This window comes from Mesorhizobium sp. M8A.F.Ca.ET.165.01.1.1 (assembly GCF_004792065.1).
Taxonomy (GTDB): Bacteria; Pseudomonadota; Alphaproteobacteria; order Rhizobiales; family Rhizobiaceae; genus Mesorhizobium.
The window spans coordinates 240598-265056 of sequence record NZ_SRTH01000003.1 but is presented as its reverse complement, the minus strand read 5'-3'; the positions used below and the strand labels follow the sequence as shown (position 1 = coordinate 265056).

General features: G+C 63.6%; 20 protein-coding genes and 2 tRNA genes. 13 read left to right on the top strand and 9 right to left on the bottom strand.

From position 1 onward, the window contains the following. Nucleotides 1-7: 7 nt before the first annotated feature. Entirely contained in the window at nt 8-3616 is a 3609-nt protein-coding gene (gene putA / locus EN808_RS10535) for a bifunctional proline dehydrogenase/L-glutamate gamma-semialdehyde dehydrogenase PutA (RefSeq protein ID WP_135916025.1), read from the bottom strand. Nucleotides 3617-3778: 162 nt separating this feature from the next. Between putA and EN808_RS10530 the strand changes: the two genes are divergently transcribed. Further along, nucleotides 3779-4231 carry an Lrp/AsnC ligand binding domain-containing protein gene (locus EN808_RS10530; protein ID WP_135915734.1) on the top strand — a complete coding sequence of 151 codons (453 nt, stop codon included), beginning with the start codon at nt 3779-3781 and terminating at the stop codon, nt 4229-4231. Nucleotides 4232-4289: 58 nt separating this feature from the next. Here EN808_RS10530 and EN808_RS10525 read toward each other — a convergent pair whose 3' ends face one another. Then, on the bottom strand, nt 4290-5489 hold the full coding sequence (locus EN808_RS10525; protein WP_135915733.1) for a cytochrome c peroxidase: 1200 nt from the start codon (nt 5487-5489) through the stop codon (nt 4290-4292). Between the two features lie 7 nt (nt 5490-5496). Next, the gene (locus EN808_RS10520; protein WP_127280325.1) at nt 5497-5946 is read right to left on the bottom strand and encodes a FixH family protein; all 450 of its coding nucleotides are present in this window, start codon (nt 5944-5946) and stop codon (nt 5497-5499) included. Nucleotides 5947-6097: 151 nt separating this feature from the next. Between EN808_RS10520 and EN808_RS10515 the strand changes: the two genes are divergently transcribed. Continuing rightward, nucleotides 6098-7021 carry a sugar kinase gene (locus EN808_RS10515; RefSeq protein WP_135880575.1) on the top strand — a complete coding sequence of 308 codons (924 nt, stop codon included), beginning with the start codon at nt 6098-6100 and terminating at the stop codon, nt 7019-7021. 5 nt (nt 7022-7026) lie between these two features. Here the strand turns inward: EN808_RS10515 and EN808_RS10510 are convergent, their stop codons facing one another. From EN808_RS10510 to EN808_RS10500, 3 genes are all read right to left on the bottom strand, one after another. Next, nucleotides 7027-8049, bottom strand: a complete 1023-nt coding sequence (locus EN808_RS10510) for an aldose epimerase family protein (RefSeq protein ID WP_135915732.1) — start codon at nt 8047-8049, stop codon at nt 7027-7029. Nucleotides 8050-8135: 86 nt separating this feature from the next. Continuing rightward, a complete protein-coding gene (locus EN808_RS10505; protein ID WP_127280496.1) occupies nt 8136-9593 on the bottom strand; it encodes an NAD-dependent succinate-semialdehyde dehydrogenase in 1458 nt (485 codons plus the stop codon). A gap of 182 nt (nt 9594-9775) precedes the next feature. Next, the gene (locus EN808_RS10500; RefSeq protein ID WP_135915731.1) at nt 9776-10726 is read right to left on the bottom strand and encodes an AEC family transporter; all 951 of its coding nucleotides are present in this window, start codon (nt 10724-10726) and stop codon (nt 9776-9778) included. A 106-nt stretch (nt 10727-10832) separates the two neighbouring features. Here EN808_RS10500 and EN808_RS10495 point away from each other — a divergent pair, with 106 nt between their 5' ends. After that, entirely contained in the window at nt 10833-13853 is a 3021-nt protein-coding gene (locus EN808_RS10495) for a caspase family protein (protein WP_135915730.1), read from the top strand. 100 nt (nt 13854-13953) lie between these two features. Continuing rightward, a complete protein-coding gene (locus tag EN808_RS10490; protein ID WP_127872704.1) occupies nt 13954-14502 on the top strand; it encodes a histidine phosphatase family protein in 549 nt (182 codons plus the stop codon). Here EN808_RS10490 and EN808_RS10485 read toward each other — a convergent pair. Both EN808_RS10485 and EN808_RS10480 read right to left on the bottom strand, forming a co-directional pair. Continuing rightward, nucleotides 14499-14969, bottom strand: coding sequence for an SRPBCC family protein (locus tag EN808_RS10485; protein WP_135866750.1), 471 nt, complete (start codon nt 14967-14969; stop codon nt 14499-14501). The genes EN808_RS10490 and EN808_RS10485 overlap by 4 nt on opposite strands. 16 nt (nt 14970-14985) lie before the next feature. Then, a complete protein-coding gene (locus EN808_RS10480; protein WP_245464499.1) occupies nt 14986-15222 on the bottom strand; it encodes a hypothetical protein in 237 nt (78 codons plus the stop codon). Between the two features lie 261 nt (nt 15223-15483). Here EN808_RS10480 and EN808_RS10475 point away from each other — a divergent pair. The 8 genes from EN808_RS10475 (at nt 15484) to EN808_RS10440 (ending at nt 22288) form a co-directional block, all read left to right on the top strand. Further along, a tRNA-OTHER gene (locus EN808_RS10475) sits at nt 15484-15557 on the top strand. A 2-nt stretch (nt 15558-15559) separates the two neighbouring features. Beyond that, a tRNA-OTHER gene (locus EN808_RS10470) sits at nt 15560-15627 on the top strand. Nucleotides 15628-15985: 358 nt separating this feature from the next. Beyond that, complete coding sequence (locus tag EN808_RS10465; RefSeq protein ID WP_189524088.1) at nt 15986-17128, top strand: slipin family protein; 1143 nt, start codon at nt 15986-15988, stop codon at nt 17126-17128. A 230-nt stretch (nt 17129-17358) separates the two neighbouring features. Beyond that, entirely contained in the window at nt 17359-17652 is a 294-nt protein-coding gene (locus EN808_RS10460) for an acyl carrier protein (RefSeq protein WP_027029416.1), read from the top strand. A gap of 55 nt (nt 17653-17707) precedes the next feature. Continuing rightward, nucleotides 17708-18898, top strand: coding sequence for a beta-ketoacyl-ACP synthase (locus tag EN808_RS10455; RefSeq protein WP_135915729.1), 1191 nt, complete (start codon nt 17708-17710; stop codon nt 18896-18898). A 50-nt stretch (nt 18899-18948) separates the two neighbouring features. Next, complete coding sequence (locus EN808_RS10450) at nt 18949-20226, top strand: beta-ketoacyl-ACP synthase (protein WP_127279729.1); 1278 nt, start codon at nt 18949-18951, stop codon at nt 20224-20226. A 36-nt stretch (nt 20227-20262) separates the two neighbouring features. After that, nucleotides 20263-21291: a zinc-binding dehydrogenase gene (locus EN808_RS10445; RefSeq protein ID WP_127279730.1), complete on the top strand. Its 1029-nt coding sequence runs from the start codon at nt 20263-20265 to the stop codon at nt 21289-21291. Between the two features lie 13 nt (nt 21292-21304). Continuing rightward, nucleotides 21305-22288, top strand: coding sequence for a lipid A biosynthesis lauroyl acyltransferase (locus tag EN808_RS10440; protein WP_189524087.1), 984 nt, complete (start codon nt 21305-21307; stop codon nt 22286-22288). 172 nt (nt 22289-22460) lie between these two features. Here the strand turns inward: EN808_RS10440 and EN808_RS10435 are convergent, their stop codons facing one another. After that, nucleotides 22461-22889: a L,D-transpeptidase gene (locus EN808_RS10435; RefSeq protein WP_127278311.1), complete on the bottom strand. Its 429-nt coding sequence runs from the start codon at nt 22887-22889 to the stop codon at nt 22461-22463. A 217-nt stretch (nt 22890-23106) separates the two neighbouring features. Here EN808_RS10435 and EN808_RS10430 point away from each other — a divergent pair, with 217 nt between their 5' ends. Then, nucleotides 23107-24387, top strand: a complete 1281-nt coding sequence (locus EN808_RS10430; RefSeq protein WP_135915727.1) for an acetylornithine deacetylase/succinyl-diaminopimelate desuccinylase family protein — start codon at nt 23107-23109, stop codon at nt 24385-24387. The last annotated feature ends 72 nt before the right edge of the window (nt 24388-24459 follow it).

Genomic DNA, 24459 nt, shown 5'->3' with positions numbered 1-24459 from the left:
GACTAATCTATGCGGCGGCCAACAGGCTGGCATTGCCGCCGGCCGCCGTGGTGTCGACGCAGACGGCCCGCTCATGCGCATAGGCCGCGGGATTGAGCACCTCGCTGACCAGCGGCACGATCGGCCCGCTGCGCTCGGCGATGACCTTGCGCACGATGCGCGCCGCCTCGGGCGTGCCTGAAAAAGCAACGACATCGACGCGCAGCGAGCGCGCCTCGACCGGATCGAGGCGGCCATCGATGGCCGCCAGCGGCAGGCCTTTGCCGGTCAGCGCCGCCAGTGCCGCCGGGGCACCTGGCGCCACGGCCAGCACCGCATTGCCGGCGGCGAGCGCCTGGACGGTCTGCGCCAGCAGCGTGTCGGCGTCCGGCCCCAGGCACAGCACCCGGCCGCGCGGCGACAGCGACAGCGTGTTGGCCTCGCCGGTCGGGCCGGGCAAATCGACCTGACCGAAATCGATTGCAGCGGCGGCGCCGATCGCGGCCGCGCCCTTGCCGCGCAGGTGCTTCCTCAGGATGGCGATCCGGTCCGGCCGCGTCGACCAGCCGCCCAGCGACGGATCGGGCAGATTGTCGGCCAGTTCGGTGGCGGTGACCTTGTGCCCGTCGGCCAGGTGCGTGCCAGCTTCCGGCCCCTTGCGGAAGCGCCTGAGATAATGCGGGCCGCCGGCCTTCGGCCCGGTGCCGGAGAGGCCCTCGCCGCCGAACGGTTGCGAACCGACCACGGCGCCGATCTGGTTGCGGTTGACATAGATGTTGCCGGCATGAATGCCGTCGACGAAATGCTGGACGCGGCCCTCGATGCGGGTGTGCAGGCCGAAGGTTAGGCCATAGCCCTTGCGGTTGATGGCGGCGATGACGCTGTCGATCTGGTCGGCGTCGAAACTGGCAACATGCAGCACAGGCCCGAACACCTCGCGCTCCATGTCCTCGATACCCTTGACCCGCAAGACATGCGGCGCGACGAAACGCCCATCCTTGGGGGCCTCGAGCTTGGCGATCAGCCGGCCCTCAAGACCCTTCTTCGTGCAATAGTCGCGGATCGAGGCCTGCGCCTCGTCATCGATGACCGGGCCGACATCGGTCGAGATCAGCCAGGGATCGCCAATATTGAGCGCCTCCATGGCGCCCTTCAGCATCTCCAGCATCTTCTTCTCGACGTCCTTCTGCACATAGAGCACGCGCAGCGCCGAGCAGCGCTGGCCGGCACTCTGGAAGGCCGACGCCAGGATATCGCGCACCGCCTGTTCGGGCAGCGCTGTGGAATCGACGATCATGGCGTTGAGACCACCGGTCTCGGCGATCAGCATCGCGTCCGGCGCGGCGGTCTCGGCCAGCTGTTTTTCGATCAGCTTGGCGACCTCGGTCGAGCCGGTGAAGCAGACGCCGGCAATGCGCGGATCCGCCGTCAGCGGGCCGCCCACCGATGGGCCGTCACCGGGCAGGAGCTGGATGACGTCTTCCGGCACGCCAGCGGCGCGCAGCATCTCGACGGCGCGGAATGCGATCAGCGGCGTCTGCTCGGCCGGCTTGGCAATCACGGAATTGCCGGTGACGAGTGCTGCCGCGATCTGGCCGGTGAAGATGGCGAGCGGGAAATTCCATGGCGAGATGCAGACAATGGCGCCGCGCGCTTGCGTGCCCGCCTCGGCGTTCGCCGCCTCGGCGGCGTAGTAGCGAAGAAAGTCGACGGCCTCGCGCACCTCGGCGACGCCGTCGGCCAGCGATTTGCCGGCCTCGCGCGTGGCGAGAGCGAAGAACTCGACCGCATTGGCCTCGTAAAGGTCGGCCGCGAGGTTGAGGATCGCGGCACGCTCGGCAACCGGCCGTTTTGCCCAGGACGGCTGCGCCTCGACAGCGATGCGCACCGCGGTCGCGACCTGCTTGGCTGCGGCCTCGTGAACCGTGCCGACGACCTCGGAAGGCTTTGCCGGATTGACGATCGGGCGCTGCTTGCCGTAGCCGGCGGCGCGCGTGATCGGCTTGGCGTGCCAGCGATCCGACCCGGCAAAGGCCGCTTTGGCCTTGTCGATATCAGCCAGCGTCACCGTGTCCGTAATGTCGAATCCTTTCGAGTTGCGGCGCCCGATCCCAAAGATCTGGGATGGCTTGGCGATCGCCGGATTGGCGGCCGGCCCCTGGCTTTCGACCGTTTCCAGCGGATCACGCGCGATGTCCTCCGGCTCGACGTCCTCGTCGGTCAATTGGTGCACGAAGGAGGAATTGGCGCCGTTCTCCAGCAGGCGACGGACCAGATAGGCAAGCAGGTCCGAGTGCGCGCCGACGGGAGCGTAAATGCGGCAACGCGTGCCCTCTGACCGGCGCACGGTTTCGTGCAAGGCCTCGCCCATGCCATGCAGGCGCTGGAATTCGAAGGTATCGCGGTTGTCAGCCATCGACAGGATGGCGGCGACGGTGTGGGCATTGTGGGTGGCGAATTGCGGATAGATCCGGTCGGTCATGCCAAGCAGTTTTCTCGCGCACGCAATGTAGGAAACGTCGGTGTTGGCCTTGCGCGTGAACACGGGATAGCCGGAAAGGCCGAGCGTCTGCGCCCGCTTGATCTCGGTGTCCCAATAGGCGCCCTTGACCAGCCGCACCATGATGTTGCGATTGTACTTTTTCGCCAGTGCATAGAGCCAGTCGATGGTGAAAGCCGCGCGCGGACCGTAGGCCTGCACGACGACGCCGAACCCGTTCCAGCCGGCGAGTTCCGGCTCGGCCAGCACCCGTTCGATGACGTCGAGCGACAGGTCGAGACGATCGGCCTCCTCGGCATCGATGTTGAGGCCCATGCGCGAATGCCTGGCCGCGAGTGCCAGCGACAGCAGCCGCTCGGCCATCACAGGCAGCATTTCCTCCTTCTGCGCCACCTCGTAGCGCGGATGCAACGCTGAGAGCTTGACCGAGATTCCATGGTTGAAGCGGATATCAGGGCCGTTGGAGCCGGCATCGAGCGAGGAAATGGCGTCGGCATAGGCCTTGTGATAGCGCAGCGCATCCGCCTCGGTGCGGGCCGCCTCGCCCAGCATGTCGAAGGAATAGAGATAACCCTTCTGCGTCATCGGCCGGCCGCGCTTGACGGCCTCGGCGATGGTGCGACCCAGCACGAACTGTTCGCCCATCTCGCGCATGGCGGCGGCCACCGCCTTGCGGATGACCGGCTCGCCCAGCCTGCGCACCATCGAACGCAGCGTGCCTTCGATGCCGCCCTCGCCTTCGTCGAGCACGCGGCCGGTCAGCATCAGCGCCCAGGTCGAGGCGTTGACGAAGATGGAACTCGAACCGCCCGAATGCGCCGACCAGTCGTGCGGCGCGATCTTGTCGGCGATGAGGTCGTCCATCGTCTCGGTGTCGGGCACGCGCAGCAGCGCCTCGGCCAGGCACATCAGCGCCACGCCTTCCTTGGTGGACAGACCGTAGGCGGAGAGAAAGACTTCCATCAGCCGGGGATCGGTGGAGCCCCGCACCGCCCGCACTAGGTCGGCCGCGCGGGCCGAGATTGACTTGCGGTCGCCGGCCGAAAGTCCGGTCGCCTCGGCCAACCGCCTTACCGCCTCGTCTTCGTCGGGCAAATAATTGGCGCGGATCTGCTGGCGGATGGCGTCGAGCGGCATGGCGGTCCTATGAGCAAGCATAAGGGAACGGGCCGGCGGTCACCGGACCGAATGGCGCAAGCTAGCACAGGGTGCGGATTTCAGTCGGTCCAAAGAAATCGACACCGCAGGTCATTTGATCTATCATTACGGCACAAACTCAACAGATTGACCGCATTTTCCATGATAGAAGACCAATTGGACCGCATCGACAGGAACATCCTGTCGGCGCTGGCAGGCAATGGCCGGCTTTCCATGTCGGAACTGGCGGCCAAGGTCGGCCTGTCGAAGACACCGGTGCAGGCGCGGGTGAAGCGGCTGGAGAGGGATGGCTACATCAGGGGCTACCAGGCGATCATCGACCGCGAGCGCATGGGTGAAGGCCATGTCGCCTTCGTCCAGGTGAAACTGTCGGACACTCGATCCGCGGCGCTCGATGCCTTCAACCGGTCCGTACAGGCCGTGCCGGAGATCGAGCAGTGCCACATGATGGCATCGAGCTTCGATTATCTCCTGAAGGTCCGCACCAGGGATATCGCCGCCTACCGGCGCGTACTCGGCGAGCGCATCTCGGCCCTGCCCCACGTCGCCCAGACCTCGACCTTCGTGGCGATGGAGACGGTGAAGGACCGATGACCATGATCCCGAAAAGTGGAAGCTGGTTTTCGGACAAGGTCATGGTCAAACAGAAGGGCTATTCCGACAGCGTCTTCAGGAACGCCACCAGTGCGGCGCGCTCGCGGTCCGACAACTCCAGCGGGTGGACTTCGGATACCCCTTCGACGCTCGGCGCAGCCTTGGCATAGTGAGCCACCACCTCGTCGAGCGATGAAAACTGCCCGGCATGCATGTAGGGCGGCCGTGTCGCAGCACCGCGCAGCGACGGCGTCTTGTAGGCGCGCACCAGTTCCGGCGCATCCTTGACCATGAAGCGCAGCTCGCCGCAGGCATTGGCCTCGCCATCGCGATAAGCGCCGAAGCAGTTGAAGGGGTCGGCCTCGACCTGCGCTACCGCGTCGACGCGCCCGCGATCCGCCGGCAAGCCGGCAACAGGCGGCACACCCGTATTGTGAAAACCGTTGTCGGTGAAACGCGGGCCATTGTGGCAGGTCACGCAATTGGCCTTGCCGATGAACAGTTTCAGCCCAAGGACTTCTTCCCGCGAAAAGGCCGCATCGCCTTTCGGCTCGGCGCCTGTGGCAAGGTCCAGCGCAAAGCGGTCGAATCGCGTCGGCGCCGGCTCGATCGAGCGTTCGAAGGCGGCAAGCGCCTTGCCTATATTGGCATAGACGCTGTTGATGGCGTCACGCTGCGCATCGCTCATCGCGTTCCAGGCAGCTTTTTCGGTATCGCTTCCAAGCGGGCTGGCATTCAACGGAACGCCAGAAAAATCGGGCAATGGCCCGAAGATGCGCTCATAGCGTTCGCCGAAGCGCGCCTTCATGTAATGCGCGTAGGCGGTGCGGTTTCCCGCCTGTTCCAACGGATTTTCGAGGGGTGTCAGCGCCTGCGCCCACAGGCTGTCGCGGCGGCCATCCCAGAAGAACCAGGGGTCGCGCGCCACACCGGCCAGCGGCATGGTGCGCCGGTTGGTCCGGCCGACACCCACCGCCTGCGGCAGGTCGTCCTGGAATTGGCGGTCGATCTTGTGGCAGGTCGAGCAGGACACGGTGCCGTCGCGGCTCATCCCAACATCGAAGAACAGCGTCGAGCCGAGCGCCGCGGCGGCCGGCACATCGGCGAAGCGGTTGGTGGTGTCAGGCTTCAGCGCCGGCAGCGTATTCAGCGCGAGCGAAGCGATCGTCTTCTTCTCGGCATCGGAAAAATCCGGCTTGCCGCAACCGCCAAGGAGCACGGCCACCGTCAGCGCCAAAAAGCAGAAAAGGCGCCTCATCGACCGCTCACAGCACCACGTTGAACAGCACAGTGTCGGAGCCCGCGCCGGACGATATGGCGAAACGCAGTTGCCACCAGCCGCTCATGGTGAATTTGAGCCCCTCGATGCGGTAGCGTCCCTCGCCGAGATAGTCGGTCGCCTGCGGACTGGTCGGCAGACCGTGATTGTGCTGCGGCATGCCGCCGGAGATGGCGATCGCGGCTCGCTCCACCGAAGCCCCTGTCTTTGTCTTCAGCGTCAGCACCCAGGATTCCAGCTCGCCCTGCCGCACCACGCCGCGTTCCGGCACGAAACTCGCTACATACAATCCGTTGTCGGTCTTCTTCGTCCTCGAGACATCCGGACCGACAGGCTGTGCCGAATGCGGCGCGGTCAGATAGACGACCGCGAGAACGCCGACCAGCAAAGCAGCCAGACCAAGACCTGCCAGGAGATAACGCCATAACGATGCCAAACCGGTTCCTCTTCTGCGGATAACGTTCTGCCGGACGGATCGCATCCCGCCAGGCTGTGGGAAAACGCTGTGGCGGAAAAAAGCCTGCTTGCCAAGCATGGCGCTGCGTCCGGCAAAAAGCTACAGCACCGACATCACTGGAGGATTGCAGATGATGGGAAACGGCGTCGCCTCGATTGGCGAATGCATGCTGGAACTGTCGGGCCAGACGGGCCCGAACTGGCGCATGGGTTTTGCCGGCGACACGTTCAACACGCTGTGGGCGTTGCATGCGCTGAGCGCTGACCTGCCGGCAACCTATGTCTCGGCCTTCGGCGACGACCCCTTCTCCCAAGGCCAGATCGCTTTCTTCGCTGAAAACGGCATCGGCATCGGCTCCAGTCCGGTCATACCGGGCGCGCGCCCCGGCCTCTATGCGATCACGCTGACCGGTGCCGAGCGCTCCTTCACCTACTGGCGTGGCGACGCCGCCGCGCGGCAGCTAGCTTCGGATCCGGCGGCACTATCGAAAAGCATGCAAAATCAATCGCTTGTGTACTTTTCCGGAATCACTTTGGCAATTCTCGACGATGCCTCGCGCAAGACGCTGCTGGCGGCCGTGGGCAAGGCGCGCGCGGCGGGCTCGACGATCGCCTTCGATCCCAACTACCGGCCACGACTGTGGCGCGGCCGCGACGAAGCGCAGGCAGCGATCGTCGAAGCGCTTGCCGTCACCGACATCGCGCTGCCGACCTTCCCTGACGAGCAGATGCTGTTCGGCGATGACACCCCGCGGGCGACCGCCGAGCGGCTCAGGCAATGGGTTGGCGAAGTTGTCGTCAAGAATGGCGAGCAGCCGGCACTGATTGCCGAAAACGGATCATTGCAGGACGTGCCTGCAATCCATGTCGCGGCCCCCGCCGACACCACCGGCGCCGGCGATTCCTTCAATGGCGGCTATCTCGCCGCCCGTCTTGCCGGCCACAACCCGCAGGAGGCCGCCCGCAGAGCCCATCGCGTTGCCGCTGCCGTCGTGCAGGTGCGCGGCGCGCTGGCACCGTTCGAGACGCTGAGGGCGGCGTTCGGCAAGCCCTGAAAAAGCTAACCTTGCCGGAACCGGTATTCGGTCACGTGGTGATAGATCGCGCCAGGCCATAGCGTCGCCTGCGGGAAATAGGGCCGGTTCGGCGCGTCAGGCCATATTTGCGGCTCCAGGCAGAAGCCGCTGAAGGCCTTGTAATTCCGCCCTTCCAGGCCGGTGCGTGGCGTCACATATTGCCCGGTGTAGAGCTGGACACCGGGCTCCGTTGTCCAGACTTCCATCTCGACGCCGGAATTCGCCCCTTGCACCCACGCGGCCTGCTTGAGCGGCCCGCGCGCCGCGGCCAGGCAGAAATTCTGGTCGTAGGGCAGTTGTTCGCCCTCGGTCTCCATGCGCAATGGCCGCGCCTGGCGAAAATCGAAAGGCGTGCCGTCGACCGGCTTCACCACGCCGGTCGGGATCATGTCGCCGTCGACAGGCAGATAGGCACCGGCGTTCAGCATCATCCTGTGGTCGAGAATGTCGCCCGTGCCGCCATCATCGAGGTTGAAATAGGAATGCTGGGTGAGATTGCACGGCGTCGGCTCCTCGCAGGTCGCCGTCAGTTCGACGCTCAGCGTGCCGGGAATTTTCAGCCGGTAGGTGCAAGTAACGTCGAGCGCGCCGGGAAAGCCCAACGCACCGTCGGGATCATGCAGCGTCAGAGTGACGAAATCCCTGCCGTGCAGCGAAACCGTCCATGGTCGGTGGGAGTAGCCTTGCGAGCCGCCATGCAGCGTATGCTTGTCGAGGAAGTTGCGCTCGGTCTGGTAGCGGTTGCCGCCAATTGTGAAGCGGCCTTCGCCGATGCGGTTGGCGTAGCGCCCGACCACGGCCCCGAAGAAGCCAGTGTCGGTCTCATAGGCCTCCAGATTGTTGTAGCCGAGGACCAGCGGCGCGTCGTGCCCGGTCAGGCGCAGGTCCTGGACTATGGCGCCAAGCCCGATGATGTTGGCGGTGAGGCCGCCGCCCCTGATCGTAAAGCGGCGGATCGGTTCGCCTGCCTGTGTCGTGCCGAAAACCTCGCCGTCCTTCATCGTCATGCCCGCAAATGCCAGTGGATCCAAAGGACTTCGGCTGGTTGTTCAGCCTGGGGCAGGTTTACCAGCCTGCCCCACGCACTAGCCTATCAGAGCCCGAGGCCGCCGATGCACACATATTTGGTATCGAGGTAATCCTCGATGCCCTGATGTCCGCCTTCTTTGCCGAGGCCCGATTCCTTGACGCCGCCAAACGGTGCTTCAGGTGTGGTGATCAGCCCTTCATTGACGCCGACCATGCCGTATTTCAGGCCTTCCATGACCCGGAAGGCGCGGCCGAGATCGCCGGTGTAGAAATAGCAGGCAAGGCCGAATTCGGTGTCGTTGGCGAGCGCGATGGCTTCTTCCTCGGTTTCGAACTTGAACACCGGTGCGACCGGGCCAAAGATCTCTTCCTTCATGAAGCGCATTTTCGGCGTCGCATTGGCGATGACCGTCGGCTGGAAGAACGAACCGCCCAGTGCATGGCGATGACCGCCGGCGACGACCTTGCCGCCCTTTGAGGTGGCATCGGCGATCAGTTCCTCGACCTTCTCGACCGCCTTCTCGTCGATCAGCGGCCCCTGCTGGACGCCCTCTTCGAGGCCGGAACCGACCTTCAGTCCGTTGCTGGCCGCGGCGAGCTTTTCGACGAACTTGTCGTACACACCAGCCTGGACGAGGAAGCGGTTGGTGCAGACGCAGGTCTGGCCTGAATTGCGATATTTGGCGGTGATCGCGCCGGCAACGGCACGCTCGATATCGGCGTCGTCGAAGACGATGAACGGCGCGTTGCCGCCGAGTTCCATCGACACCTTCTTGACCGTAACCGACGACTTCTGGATGAGAAGCTTGCCGACCTCCGTCGAGCCGGTGAAGGTGATTTTCGACACCAGCGGATTGGCGCAGATCTCGTCGCCGATCTCGCTCGCCGAACCGGTCAGGATGTTGACGACGCCCTTGGGGAAGCCGACTTCCTCGGCCAGCGCACCCCAGGCAAGGCCGGAATACGGCGTCTGCGAGGCCGGCTTGACGACGGCGGTGCAGCCGGCGGCAAGTGCGGGACCAAGTTTGCGGGCCAGCATCGAGGACGGGAAATTCCACGGCGTGATGGCGGCAATGACGCCGACCGGTTCCTTGGTCACCAGGATGCGGCGGTCCGCCCATGGCGAGGGTACGACGTCGCCATAGGTGCGCCGGCCTTCTTCGGCGAACCACAGGATATAGGCGGCGGCCGAACCGATCTCGCCCTTGGATTCGAACAGCGACTTGCCCTGCTCAATGGTGAGCAGTTCGGCCAGCACGTCCTGATTGTCCATCATCGCGTCATGCAGCTTGCGCAGCAGCTTGGAGCGCTCGAGCGCGGTGGTCTTGCGCCATGACTTGAAGGCGGCGTCGGCAGCCTCGATGGCACGGCGTGTCTCGGCCTTGCCCGACTTCGGCACGGTGCCGATCTTGAGGCCGGTAGCTGGATTGTTCACATCGACCGTCTGGCCGCTGTCGGCCTGGACCCATTCGCCGTTGATGAGATTGGCCTGGCGCATGAAATGGCTGGTTTTCTGAAGCATGGTCTAGCCTCCGTTCGGCGCTCACGGGCCGCTATCTGGATGTCTTCGGTAAAGCGCAGGCAGGGCCGCACGCTGGAGCCATTGCTCTTAACCTAGGGAAAGCCCCGCAAGCAATCGCAAGATGGCATATAGGGGTTGGACCAGCGCAAGACGAGAGCGGGTTGGCGCAGCTGTCGCCAACCTCACCCGAAAACATGCAGGACAACCGTCAGCCAGAAAGCAGTAGTGATGACCGCGCAAGCAGTGGCGATGGTCATCTGGTTCGATGCTAGCGCCTGGCCGGTGTTGAACTGGACGGCGATGAGATAGGAATTGATGCCCGACGGCAGCGCCGCCACCACGACCGCCACCTTGGCCGTCAACGGCGGCAGGCCGAGCAGCCAGACGAAGGCAAGAACCAGCGCCGGCATCAGGAACAGCTTCAGCACCGAAAGTACCAGCGCTGGCCGGACATTGCCTGATATGCCGAAGCGGCGCAGGCTGAGCCCCATGGCAAACAGCGCCACCGGCCCGGCCGTGTTGGCCAGCGCATCGACCAGTCGCATGACGAGGGCCGGCAGCGGCACGCCGCTGATGCGCCATGCCAGCCCCAGCAGAATGCCGATGATCAGCGGATTGATGAACAGCCGCCTCAGGAAGCTGCGCAGGACACGCAACGGATGCACATGTTCGCCGCCGCCTCGGCCGAACATCTCGAACAGCACGATCGAAGCCATCATCATGATCGGCAGATGCACCGAGACCAACAGCGACAGCACTTCGAAGCCGCTCGGACCGAATATGCCAAGGATGAAGGGAGCGCCGAGCAGCACGACATTGGAGTAGGCGGACGATACGCCGCCGACGACCCCGGCGCGCGCGTCGCGTCCGAATATGCGCGTGGTGACGAGATGGCCCGCGGCCCAGGTGATCGCCGCGGCGGTGAAATAGGCGCCCCATAGTGGCCATGGCGCGACGCCATGGAAATCAGCCTTGACCATGGTCTGGAACAGGAGCAACGGCATGGCCACCGAGACCGCGAAGTCGGATATCCCCTCGCCGCTCGCCGGTCTCAAATAGCCTGTGAACCCAGCAAGATAGCCGAGCGCGACAAGACTGAAGACGAACAGCACGGTTTCGGTGAGTGGAGACATTTTTCAGGGATAGTCGAGCCACCGCCGCGGCGCAATCGCGCCCGAATTTGATCATCGTCGGCTGGCAGGGTTATAGAGGGTTTGGATCATCAGGGCGGAACGACAAATGACCTTTGTCGACACCTCGAAACTGCGTCTTTTCCGGCGTGCGTGGCTGACGTTGTTTGTCGCCATGCTTGTCTCCGTTGCCGCGTCGATGCTTCAGATTGCCGAGGCAAAAGACCTCAAGGGCGTGGCGTTGGTCGTCGGCCAGTCCAAATACGAACACATCGCTACCCTGCCCAACCCGGCTAATGATGCCCGCGACATGGCCAAGATGTTGACCGATCTCGGCTTCGACGCCCGCAATGTCACCGACCGCGATGCGGCCAAGCTGAAGCGCGACCTCGAACGCTTCGTCGAGGACGCCGAGGGCGCCGACGTCGCCCTCATCTATTACTCCGGTCACGGCATCGAGGCCGGCGGCGAGAATTATCTGGTTCCTGTCGACGCAGACGTCTCGTCGCTCAAGGATGCCGATCAGGCACTGGTGCCGATTTCCGCCGTCATGGACGAACTGAAGAAGACCGTGCCGGTGACGATCATGCTGCTCGACGCCTGCCGCACAAATCCGTTTCCATCAGACGCCGTGGTGCGGCGCGCACCGACCGCCTCCGCCGAGCCTATCGGCGCCGGGGGACTGGAGCCGGTGCGCGGCGCCAAGGCCCTCGGCAATCCGCCGGCGGCCGACGCGAGCCTCGGCACGGTGATCGGCTTCGCCGCGGAACCCGGCCGTCCGGCGCTCGATGGCGCCGCTGGCGAAAACAGCCCCTATGCGGCGGCCCTGCTGCGCCATCTCGCGGCGATGAAAGGCACCGAGTTCGGCTCGGTCATGCGCATGGTGACGGAAGAGGTCTATCTCGACACCAAGGCGAAGCAGCGCCCCTGGGTCAACGAAAGCCTGCGCCGGCTGCTCTATTTCGGTGTCGCACCGCCCGAACCGACCGGCGACGACGGGCTGATCACCGGCGAGCGGCGGCAGTTGCTGCTGACCATTTCCGACCTGCCCGACCCCAAGCGGGCACAGGTGGAGCTGGCATCGCTGCAGGAAGGCGTCCCGCTCGACGCGCTTTACGGCGTGCTGAGGGCGCTCGGCACGGAGAAAATCCCGGAAGATCCGGCTGACCTGCGGAAAGTGCTCGACGCCCAGGCTGAGCGTCTGAGGAAGATGATGTCCGAACGTGCGGCGCTGCGCACCGACGATCCGGAGATCAAACGCCTGGTCGCTTCCGCCGACAAGGCCATCGGCCAGGGCGCGATCGCCACGGCGCGAAAATTCCTCGATGATGCCGTGGGGCGGGTCGAAGCGACCAATGACACGGTCGACAAGGCTGAGGAATTGATCAAGCAGAAGCGCATCGCCGATGCCGCGATCTACGCCAAACGGGCCGACGCCTCGGCGCTGGTCTTCGACTACAAGTCGGCCGCCAACGACTATGCCAAGGCGTTCTCGCTGGCCGAGAAATGGGACGACAAGCTGCGCTGGAACTACAAGAACCAGGAGGCGGAAGCACTTAATTCCTATGGCTACGCCACCGGCGACCTGGATGCGCTGCGGCACGCGATCGAAGCTTATCGCGCCATCTTGAACTTCATTCCCAATGGCGAACAGAATCGCGACTGGGCCATCACCCGCAACAACATGGCGGTGGTGCTGCAGAACATCGGCGAGCGCGAGACCGAGACCGCGCATCTCGAAGAGGCCGCGCAGATCTTTCGCGATTCGCTTGCCGTGTTCGAACATGTGAAGGACGATCTCAACTGGGCCGCCGCCCAGAACAATCTCGGCAATGTGCTGCTGAAGATCGGCGAACGCGAAAGCGACCCGAAACGCTTGAACGAGGCGGTGGCGGCGATGCGCGCCACGCTGGACAAGCGCCCGCGCGACAAGGTTCCGCTCGACTGGGCGTCCTCGCAGAACAATCTTGGCCTCGCGCTCTATGCGCTCTCGGAACGCGAACCCGGCGGCGAGCATCTGGCCCAGGCGGAAGCGGCCTATCGGCTGGCGCTCGAGGAATATACGCGCCAGAAAACGCCAGTCGAATGGGCGATGGTCCAGAACAATCTCGGCAACACGCTTGTGACGCTCGGCATCCAGCTCAACGACAAGGCCAGGATCAACGAGGCCGCCGACGCCTTTCGCGCCGCGCTCGAAGTGCGAACCCGCGACACATTCCCGGTCTCATGGGCCACCAGCCGGCTCAACCTCGGCAATGCGCTGAGTGGTGTTGCCCGTTTCGACATGGGCACCGGCACGCTCGAAGAAGCGGCGGCGGCCTATGACGATGCGCTGACTGTGTTCACCAGGCAACGCTTCCCGATGGATTGGGCGTCGGCGCAGAACAATCTCGGCTCGATCTACCAGACGCTTGGCCAGCGCACCCGCGACGCATCCAGGCTGGAGCAGTCGGTTGCCGCATTCCAGGCGGCCCGCCAGGTCTATGTCAGGCGGAAATTCCCGCTTGATTGGGCGATGAGCTACTACAATCTCGGCAACACGCTGCAGCTTCTCGGCGGCGTGACGGACAAGCCCGAATACTATGACGAGGCGGTCGACGCCTACCGCAACGCCTTGCGCGAATACAAGCGCGAGACCAACCCACGGCAATGGGCGCTGACCCAGGCCGGCCTCGGCTCGACGCTGCACTGGTTGAGCATGAGCAATGCCGGCCCCGCAACCTTGCGGGATTCGATCGCCGCGCGCCGTGCGGCGCTCAAAGTGCTGACCATCGAGACCGCGCCGGTCGACTGGGCGAACGCGCAGAACGGCATCGGCATGAGCCTGCTCAACCTCGGCAACATCGAACGGACCGGCAAATATCTCGACGAGGCCGAGGCGGCTTTCACGGCGACGCTGAAAGTGTTCACCAGGGAAAGTCAGCCCATGCAGTGGGCCTTCGAACAGAACAATCTTGGCGACATCCATTGGAACCGCGCCAGCTATGGCGGCGGCAAGCCGGAATATCTCAAGGCGATCGCGTTCTTCGAGAACGCCAAACAGGGCTTTACCGAAGCCGGCTACACAATCCCGATCCCGCTGACCGACCAGAAGATCGATCTGGTGAAGCAGCAGCTCGCCAAACAGTGAGGCTTGAGACGCGACCGGCGCCCGGCTTGTCTTTGTGCCCGCTTTCCAATCCCTATATGCGAATGGTTGGAGCCCGATACGGACTCATGGAAGGGTGGCGATGATCCGGTTAGCCTTGGCGTTGTTCCTGCTTGTCGTCCCCGCCGCCGCGCACGCGACCGACGCCGGCTGGGCGCTGCTGCGCGATGGCGGCCATGTCGTGCTGCTGCGCCACGCCATGGTCACCGGCACCACCGACCCGGCCAATTTCGACATCGGCAATTGCGCCACCCAGGTCAATCTGTCGGCGCGCGGCAAGCAGCAGGCAAGCAAGATCGGCGCCCTGTTTGCCGCCCGCGCGGCTCCCATCGAGCGCATTCTGTCCAGCCGCTACTGTCGCTGCCTCGACACGGCGCGCACCGCCTTCGAGGCCGAGCCGGAACTGTTCGCACCGCTCGACCTCCTGAAGGGCGACGATGCACAGAAAGCAGCGCAGATCGCCGCCATCATGAAGGAAATCCGCGCTTATTCCGGCTCCGACAATCTGATCATGGTCACCCATCTGGAAGACATCGTGGCGCTGACCGGCATCTCGCCGCGCGAAGGCGAAGCCGTGGTGGTCGAACCGCAGGGCGACGGCCTTCGCGTGCTCGGCCGCGTCACTTTCTAATCGTGGCCCGACCCGGCTGATACATCCGAGAGCAGCGATGCATCGATGCGAACTTTCCACGTCTCGATCATGCCTGTGAACGCATCCTCCGTCAGTTCGGACAGATACGACCTGCCGGCCTCGCTTAACGCCGTCAAAGTATAGGAAATCAATGCCTCGGTGTCTCCGCTGGTTACCTGGCGGCAGGCCACGTCAACAAATCCGAACCGCGAATCCGGCGTAACCCTCACATAGCGAACCTGATGGATCCGTGGATCCCAATGCGTACAGGCCCAAAGCGTTGTCTCGTCGCCGTGAGTAGTCCGGAAGACCATGCCTTGCCGCGTTTCTCCGCTTTGCGGGTGCAGAAACTCCGGATCCCAGCCCGCTACCCACAAGCTCTCGCCGATCGGCGAGAACAGCGGGAAGACGCGGTCGACCGGACCGGAGAGCACGATGCTATGACTGCGTTCAAGATGGCTCGTCATTCGCTTTCCCTTCCATTCAATCAGAGGATGGCGCTTCAGCCAGACCGTGGCTGTCCGCCGCGCCAAGTTCCAGCCCGTAGATGCGCTTCAGCTGGCTGATTGTGTCGAGCGTCTCGGGCGAAAACGGCGTCTGCCCTTCGAAAGCGTGCAGGACGATGCCTTCAATGAGATCGCCAAGGCTCATGTCGCGATGCTCGGCCAATGCCTTGAGCACCTTCACCAATCGTTTTTCCAGACGAACCCCGGTCTGCACGCGTTCTATATCCATAATCCATATTGTACCACGGTACATTGGTACAAGCAACTGCCGACAGGCTGAAGTTGCTGAAATGTCACTGCCGGAATAAGCCGCAAATCCGCCGCCACAATGTCGCTTGCGACAACCCGTCGCAGGGGCTATAGGCGCGTTCCCGGTCACGAGAACCGAAGTGAGCACAGCGGTTGGAGCTTTCGTCTCCGCCCGTGCAGGCGGCTTTGCCGCCCTGTATACGGCGCCGCTTTGGGGATTGGGATCGCGGATGTAGCTCAGAGGTAGAGCACCGGATTTGGGTCCGGAGGTCGCAGGTTCGAATCCTGCTGTCTGCACCACGGATAGCTCAGTTTGGTAGAGCATCAGATTAGGTTCTGATTGTCGAAGGTTCGAATCCTTCTCCATTGGCCTGATAAGCCAGCACCCTGCCACGGTGTTATCTGAAAAACGGTCCGGGGACTGGAATGCTGAAGACTTGACGGACGGCCGAAGCCTTCGGGCCAAGGCCGGATCGAAAGGTCCGATGCCATCGGCTCGCGGCCAGGCTCGCGGTGATGGTCAAGGCGCAGCGTCGCCGGCAAAGGAGGCCAAGGCCTCCGGCGCCCGCTTCGCTGCCTCGCGATCCGCTCCCGAGGGCCCGCCACGCATTGATGCCACCGGTCCCCGGATCATTCGTGCCGGAATTGGAAGTGAAACGAGAAACGAAGGGAAGATCGACGCATGACGTGACGCCTCGCATGGGGCCATGCCCGACAGGAGTAAGACAATGACTATTCTCGATCAGGTTCTTGGGCGCGAGCGCGTCCTCGTAAAGGAAAATGAGCGTGCCCTCACTCTCTACAAGGGAGAGATCAAGGCTGTCCTGCTGCCGGGTGAGCACTGGCTCGCCAACCGGCGCGGCAGCCTTGAAGTCTCGCGGCACGATCTGAGGAACCCGGAATTCGTTTCGGCGTACGAGAAGGCGTTGTTCGACAAGCTCCCGGACGTGGCCGCGCGTCATTTCACCGTCGTCCGCACCGGGCGCACGGAGGTCGCCGTCATCGAGCGCGACGGCAATTTGCACAGCGTGCTGGCGCCGGACCGCAAGCTGGTGCTGTGGACCGATGCCGGACCGTGGAAGGTGACGATGGTCGACACCTCGGCCGATCTTGCCATCGATTCGGCGGTCATGCGCCGGCTCGGCCAGGCTCGGAAGGCGGAATTGATGTCCGTCCATCCGGTTCTGGATGGTCAGGCCGGGCTGCTGTTCGTCGACGGTGTCCTCATTCGGACGCTTGCCGCCGGCGTGCACGGCTTCTGGAACGTCGGACGGATGGTGCAGATCAAGGTCGTCGACCTCAAGCGCCAGTCGCTCGACGTCGCCGGGCAGGAAGTGCTGACCAGGGATCGCGTCACGATCCGCGTCAACATCGCGGTCGAATACCGGGTCGTCGATCCGGTCAAGGCGGTGAGCGCGGTGAAGGACTTCTCCGAGGCCCTCTACCGAGCCCTGCAGTACGCCTTCCGCAAGACGCTGGGCGCACTGACGCTTGACCAGATCCTTGAAAAGAAGGTGACGGTCGATGAGGAAGCCGCGGCCAAGGTCCGGGCCGACATGGCCGAGATCGGGGTCGAGGTCAGCGATATCGCGCTCAAGGATGTCATCCTGCCGGGCGAGATGCGCGAAATCCTCAACCAGGTGGTTTCGGCCGAAAAGCAGGCCGAGGCCAACGTCATCCGCCGCCGTGAGGAGACGAACGCCACGCGTTCCCTGCTCAACACGGCCAAGGTGATGGCAGAGAACCCGGTGATGCTGCGGCTGAAGGAGCTCGAGGCCCTGGAAGCCATCGCCGGCAAGGTCGAGCGGCTGACCGTCCACAACGGGACGGGCGGGCTGTTGAACGACCTGGTCAAGCTTCGCGAGAGCTGATGCATGTCCCCAAGTGGTTCCGGTTTTGGGATGACGACATGCATCGAACCAAGCATTGACCTTACGTCAACGGGAAGGGCCGCCGGGTTGACCGGCGGCCCTTCTTGCCTTTTCAACGCGCCCTCCCCATCTGCGCCCGGCTTATCAGGCCTTTTCCTGCCGGGAAAAACCGATTAGACAGCGCCCAAACAAGCTGCGGACAGATTCCGCCCGCAAAGAAGGAAAAGCCCTTGTCCACCACGAACTCCACCACGTTCGACAAAGTCGCCAAGATCATTGCCGACACCAGCGAGATCGATATCGACACCATCACGCCCGAGAGCCACACGATCGACGATCTCGGCATCGACAGCCTCGACTTCCTCGATATCGTCTTCGCCATCGACAAGGAATTCGGCATCAAGGTGCCGCTGGAAAAGTGGACCCAGGAAGTCAATGACGGCAAGGCCTCGACCGATGACTACTTCGTCATGAAGAACCTGTGCGCCAAGATCGACGCGCTGGTTGCCGCCAAGACTGCCTGACATCGGCCGGCGCGTGGCCTTGACGGGCCGCGCCGCCTGACCCACAAAGCCGCTCATGAGCAGCCCCCACGACGTCGTCATCACTGGTATCGGCATTGTCTCCTCCTTGGGAGAAGGCCCTGACGCACACTGGCAGAAGCTCGCGCAGCCGGGCTTGCAGCCGGTGCTCGAAGCCGCGCGGTTCGCGCCCTATACCGTCCATCCGCTGCCGGAGATCGACTGGAACCTGCAGATCGCCAAGCGCGGCGATCAGCGGCAGATGGAAACATGGCAGCGGCTCGGCACCTATGCCGCAGGCCTGGCGTTGGACGATGCCGGCATCAAGGGCAATGACGAGCTCTGCACGACCATGGACATGGTTGTGGCTGCCGGCGGCGGCGAGCGCGACGAGGCGGTCGATGCCGCCATCCTCGCCGCTTCGGAAAGCCGCAACGACCGCGACGTGCTTCTCAACGAGAAGCTGACCACCGAGTTGCGGCCGACCTTGTTTCTGGCCCAGCTCTCCAACCTGCTCGCCGGCAACATCTCCATTGTCCACAAGGTGACCGGCTCGTCGCGCACCTTCATGGGCGAGGAAGGCGCCGGCGTCGCCGCCGTCGAAACGGCCGCCGCGCGAATCCGCTCCGGCCAGTCGACGCACATCCTGGTCGGCGGCGCCTTCCAGACCGAACATTCCGACATGCTGCTAGGTTACGAGCTTGCCGGCTATTTGCATCGCGGCCCCTGGAAACCTGTGTGGCAAAGACAGGGTGCCGAGGGCGGCGGCATCGTCACTGGATCCGGCGGTGCCTTCCTGGTGCTGGAGCAGCGCGAACACGCCGTGAGCCGCGGGCGCAAGATCTATGCGGAGCTCGGACCGGTGGTTTCCGGCCGCGCCAGGCGCTCACGCGGTGAGCTCGGCGCCGAGATCGCAGCACTACTCAGCCAGGCTGCGCTGCCGGACGGCAAGCTGCTTGCCCTGTCGGGTGCCTCGGGCGCGCATGCCGCAACCACCGCCGAGAAAACGGCGCTCGATGCCAATCCTGCGATTGCCTCGCGCGGCTTCTCGACGCTGACCGGGCATATGAAGGAAGCGCAGTTTCCGTTCGCCGTGGCGCTGGCGGCACTCGCCGTCGACCGCAAGGCCGCCTACCCTGTTTTCGATGCCGCAGCCGAGAAGCCGTTCGAAGGCGTTCCCGCGACCGTCCTTGCAACGGCGATCGGCTATCACCAATTCGAGGGCATGGCGCTGGTCAACGCCGCGTAACGCGGCGCTGCGCGATCCATGCTGCAACGATAAACGCTCGAGGGCTCCAGATGGCCAATCTGAACGATCACATGGGCAGGCCAATTGTCGCCGTCACCGGCATCGGCGTGGTCACCTCGCTTGGTGTCGGCAAATCAGACAATTGGGCGGCGTTGACATCAGGCAAGTCGGGTATTCACCCGATCACCCGCTTTCCCATCGATCAACTGAACACCCGCATCTCCGGCATGGTCGATTTCCTGCCGTCGAGTTCGAAAGGTGCCAGCCCGCTCACCTATGAGCTAGCCGAGCTTGCCGGCCTCGAAGCGGTGACTGAAGCCGGTCTTAATTCCAGCGATTTCGGCGGACCGCTCTTCCTCGCATCGCCGCCGGTCGAACTCGACTGGGCCGAGCGCTTCTCGCTCTACAATTCCGACAAGGACAAGGACGACACCGCCGCCGAAAGACTGCTTCGGGTGGCGCGTAGCTTGAAAGAGCTGGATATTTTCGAGACCACCCAGTTCGGCTCGATCGCCGACCGCCTTGCCGACCGCCTTGGCACACGCGGTCTGCCGATCACCCTGTCGACGGCTTGCGCTTCGGGAGCGACCGCGATCCAGCTCGGTGTCGAGGCGATCCGGCGCGGCGAATGCGACCGTGCGCTATCGATCGGCGCTGACGGTTCTGCCACCGCCGAGGCTTTGATCCGTTTCTCATTGCTCTCGGCGCTCTCCACGCACAACGACATTCCCGAAAAGGCATCGAAGCCCTTCTCCAGGGATCGCGACGGCTTCGTGTTGGCCGAGGGATCCGGGGCGCTGGTGTTGGAATCGCTTGAAGCGGCATTGGCTCGCGGCGCGACTATTCTCGGAGTCCTGGGCGGTTGCGGCGAGAAGGCCGACGACTTTCACCGCACCCGCTCGAAGCCGGACGCTTCGCCGGCCATTGCCGCGGTTCGCGCCGCCCTCGCCGATGCGGGCCTGAGTGAAGACGAGATCGACTATGTCAACGCTCACGGCACGTCGACCCCCGAGAACGACAAGATGGAGCATCTGGCGCTGTCGACCGTGTTCGGAGAGCGGATTGGCTCGATGCCGGTCTCGTCGAACAAGTCGATGATCGGCCACACACTGTCCGCGGCCGGCGCTGTCGAAGCGGCGTTTTCGCTGATGACGATGCGCGAAAGCGTCATTCCGCCGACCATCAACTATGACAATCCCGACCCCGCGATCGCGCTCGACGTCGTGCCGAACAAGAAGCGCGACGCGCAGGTTCGCACCGTTCTGTCGAACTCGTTCGGCTTCGGCGGCCAGAACACTTGCCTTGTCATGGCGCGGGAACCGGTCTAAGCGAGCCCTTTCCGCTTAACAGAACCGACAGGCTCCATGCGCGCACTGCAACTTATCGAGGACCGCCGCCTTGAAACGGTGGACCTGCCGCCACCACCGCCACCCGCACTCGGCGAAGTGACGCTGCGCATCAGGGCAGTGGCGCTGAACCACATCGACGTCTGGGGCTGGCGCGGCATGGCCTTCGCCAAGCGCAAGCTGCCGCTGGTCGTCGGCGCCGAGGCTTCCGGCGAGGTCGAGGCGGTCGGCCCCGGCGTTTCCAGCCTGCTGCCCGGGCAATTGGTATCGATCTACGGCGCACGCACCTGCGGCCTGTGCCGGGCCTGCCGCGAAGGCCGCGACAATCTTTGCGAGCATGTTTCGGGCGTTCACGGCTTCCATCTCGACGGCTTCGCGCAGGAGAAGATCAACCTGCCGGCGCGCCTGCTGGTCCCCGCCCCGCCCGGCGTGACCGACATTGGCGCGGCGGTAGCGCCCGTCACCTTTGGTACGGTCGAGCACATGCTGTTCGACAACGCCAGGCTGCAGCCCGGCGAGACGATCCTTGTCCATGCCGGCGGATCCGGCATCGGCTCGGCGGCGATCCAGTTGGCCAAGCGGATGGGCTGCACGATCATCACCACGGTCGGTTCGAATGACAAGATCGACAGGGCCAAGGCGCTCGGCGCCGACCATGTCATCAACTACCGCGACGACCGCTTCGAGGGCGTCGTGCGCAAGCTGACCAGGAAGAAAGGCGTCGATGTCGTGTTCGAACATGTCGGCGCCGACACCTTTGCCGGCTCGATGCTGTGCCTGAAACGCGGCGGCCGCCTGGTGACCTGCGGCTCGACCTCGGGCGTGTCGACGCAGATCAACCTGATGCAGCTTTTCCAGCAGCAGTTGAAACTGCTCGGATCCTTCGGTTGCCGCATGGAGAACATGGCCAACGCCATGCAGAAGATGGCGGCGGGACAGGTCGCGCCGGTCATCGACACCGAGGTCGGCTTCGACGATATCGATGCCGCGCTGAAGCGCATGGAAGGCCGCGACGTCTTCGGCAAGATCATCCTGCGCGTCGCCTAGAGCCTCGATTTCCGTGCTCAAGAAGCTTCGCCGGGATCTGAAATTTCGCTATGGCAGGCAACTGCGCCAGGTGAATTACTGGCTTGTCGCGCGGGCCGCGATGATCATCATGTCGCTGCTGCGCCTGCTGCCGGTGGACAGCGCGCTGAATTTTGCCGACCGCGTCGCTCGCCTCATCGGTCCGAGGGTCGGACGCCACCAGGTCGCCCTCGACAATCTGCGCAAGGCCTATCCGGAAAAGAGTGATGGCGAAATCCAGGCCATCGCCTCCGACATGTGGGGCAACATGGCCCGCCTTGCCGCCGAATACATCTTCCTCGACGCCCTGTTCGACTATGATCCCGCCGCCGGCAAGCCCGGCCGCGTCGAGGTCAAGGGAACGGAGCATTTCGTCGAGATCGCGGCCGAGAAGCAGCCGCACATCGTCTTCACCGGCCATCTCGGCAATTTCGAGCTGCTGCCGGTGGCGGCCGCGACCTTCGGCATGAACATCACGGCGCTGTTTCGCCCGCCCAACAACCCCTACCTCGCCGACTACATCCTTTCGACAAGGCGCTCATCCATGGGGGGCTTGCTGCCGTCGATGGCCGGAGCCTCGTTCGCGCTGGCGGGGGTGTTGGAGAATGGCGGCAATATCGGCGTTCTCGTCGACCAGAAATTCTCCAACGGCCTGGACACGACCTTCTTCGGCCGTCCCTGCCAGAGCAACCGCGTGCTCGGCACCCTTGCCCGTCACTATGACTGCGATGTCTACCCGGCGCGCTGCGTCAGGTTGCCGGGCAACCGCTTCCGGCTCGAGATCGAGGACAAGCTGGTCTTGCCGCGCACCGCCGACGGCAGCGTCGACGTCCACGCCACCACCCAGATGTTGAACGACGTCGTCGAGCGCTGGGTCCGCGAGGACCCCGGCCAGTGGATGTGGTTCCACAAAAGGTGGGAGATCAGCAACTGGCGGCGAAAAAAGCGCACCAAGGTGGCTCCCGTCGCAAACGCCTGAGCGAGCCGGCGGCGGGAACGTGAGTTCCTCCGCCGACAGACAAAGCCAATATCAGCGAATCGCCAACCGCCTAGAGCCGCTCCGCATTTCACGGAATCGCCGAACGGCTCTAACTCTTTGTTTTTGCGCAATTCCGAACGGAAAGCCGCTTCACACTTTTCCTGGAATTGCTCTAGTTGGTGACGACAATGCGTGTATTGCCGAATCCGACTTCGCGCACCATCGAATAGAAGGCCGCGGCATTGGCCGTATGCAGCCTTACGCAGCCATGCGAAGCTGGGCGGCCGAGTTGCCTGACGGCGCCTGTTCCATGGATGGCATAACCACCATGGAAGAACACGGAATAAGGCATCGGCGACATTTCGTACTTGCGCGAATACCACATCCGCGCCGTGCGCTGCGGCCGGTAGGTGCCGCGTGGCGTGAAATAACCCGGACGGGCGGTCGACACGGCCCACCGATAGACCGAATCACCATAGCGGACCGTCATTGTCTGCGACGACACGTCGATATTCGCCACCAACGTGGCCGCCTCACTCGCGACCGATGCGCCAAACAGCGCGACGGCCAGCACCGTTGCCTTAAGGAACGACATTTTCATGCGATCAAACCCCTTTGATTGCCCCTTGCCTGCCCGCCATCACGTTATTTTTCACCTTTTTAATGGCAGTGAACAGATAGCACACACTCCTTGACCAATTCGCCAATCCAATGCAGCGAATTTGAACGATTTCCCGCGATAGTTGCCACCAGGACACGTTGCACCGATTTGGTCGACGGGCTTGCAAAACCGTGGGGTTCGCTGCTCAACTCGTGGCATGAACGAGAGACTCCTCAAGGCAATCGACAGCAAGCGCGACGAGTTGGTGGCGCTGACCGCCGACCTGATCCGCTTTCCGACCATCAATCCACCCGGCGAAGCCTACAGGCCATGCGCCGACTATATTGGTGCGCGGCTAAGGAAACGCGGCTTCGAAACCGAGTTCATCCGCGCCGAAGGCACGCCCGGCGACACCGATCGCTATCCGCGCGTCAATGTCGTTGCCCGTTTCGATGGCCGGTCACCGGGCGCCTGCGTCCACTTCAATTCGCATATCGACGTGGTCGAGGCCGGCGAAGGCTGGACGGTGGATCCCTTTGCCGGCGTCATCAAGGATGGCAAGGTCTATGGCCGAGGCGCCTGCGACATGAAGGGCGGCCTGGCTGCCTCCATCATCGCCGTCGAGGCTTTCATGGAAGTCTTCCCCGACTTTCCCGGCGCCATCGAGATCTCGGGCACGGTCGACGAGGAGTCCGGCGGCTTTGGTGGCGTCGCCCATCTCGCCGGGCTCGGCTATTTCTCGAAGCCCAGGGTCGACCACGTCATCATCCCCGAGCCCTTGAACAAGGACCGCATCTGCCTTGGCCATCGCGGCGTCTGGTGGGCGGAGATCGAGACCAAGGGCGAGATCGCGCACGGCTCGATGCCGTTTCTCGGCGACAATGCGGTGCGCCATATGGGCGCCGTCCTCAGGGCATTCGAGGACGAATTGTTCCCCGCACTCGACCGCAAGATCACGCGCATGCCGGTCGTACCGGAGGGCGCCAGGCGCTCGACCATGAACATCAACTCCATCCATGGCGGCCAGACCGAGGATTTCCGGCCCGGCCTGCCCTCGCCCAACGTGCCCGATTCCTGTCGTTTGACCATCGACCGCCGCTTCCTGCTCGAGGAGGATCTGGCCACGGTCAAAAGCGAAGTGACCGGCATTCTCGACCGGCTGAAACGGGAGCGCAAAAAATTCGACTACGAGATACGCGACCTGATGGAAGTGCTGCCGCTGATGACCGAACGCGACGCGCCCGTGGTCAAGGCGGTGGCGCAAGGCATTCATGCCATCTTCGACCGCGAGCCCGACTATGTCATATCCCCCGGCACCTACGATCAGAAGCATATTGCCCGCATCGGCCACATCTATGACTGCATCGCCTACGGACCCGGCATTCTCGACCTCGCCCACCGGCCGGACGAATGGGTCGGCATATCTGACATGGTGGAATCGGCCAAGGTGATGGCGATCGGACTCAACGTGCTGCTGCGTGGCACCGCCACGGGATAACCCTCCATCGCGACAAGCTTCGACCTTCCTACACGGCTGGCACGGCAAAAACATTCCCAGCCATCCTGCCTG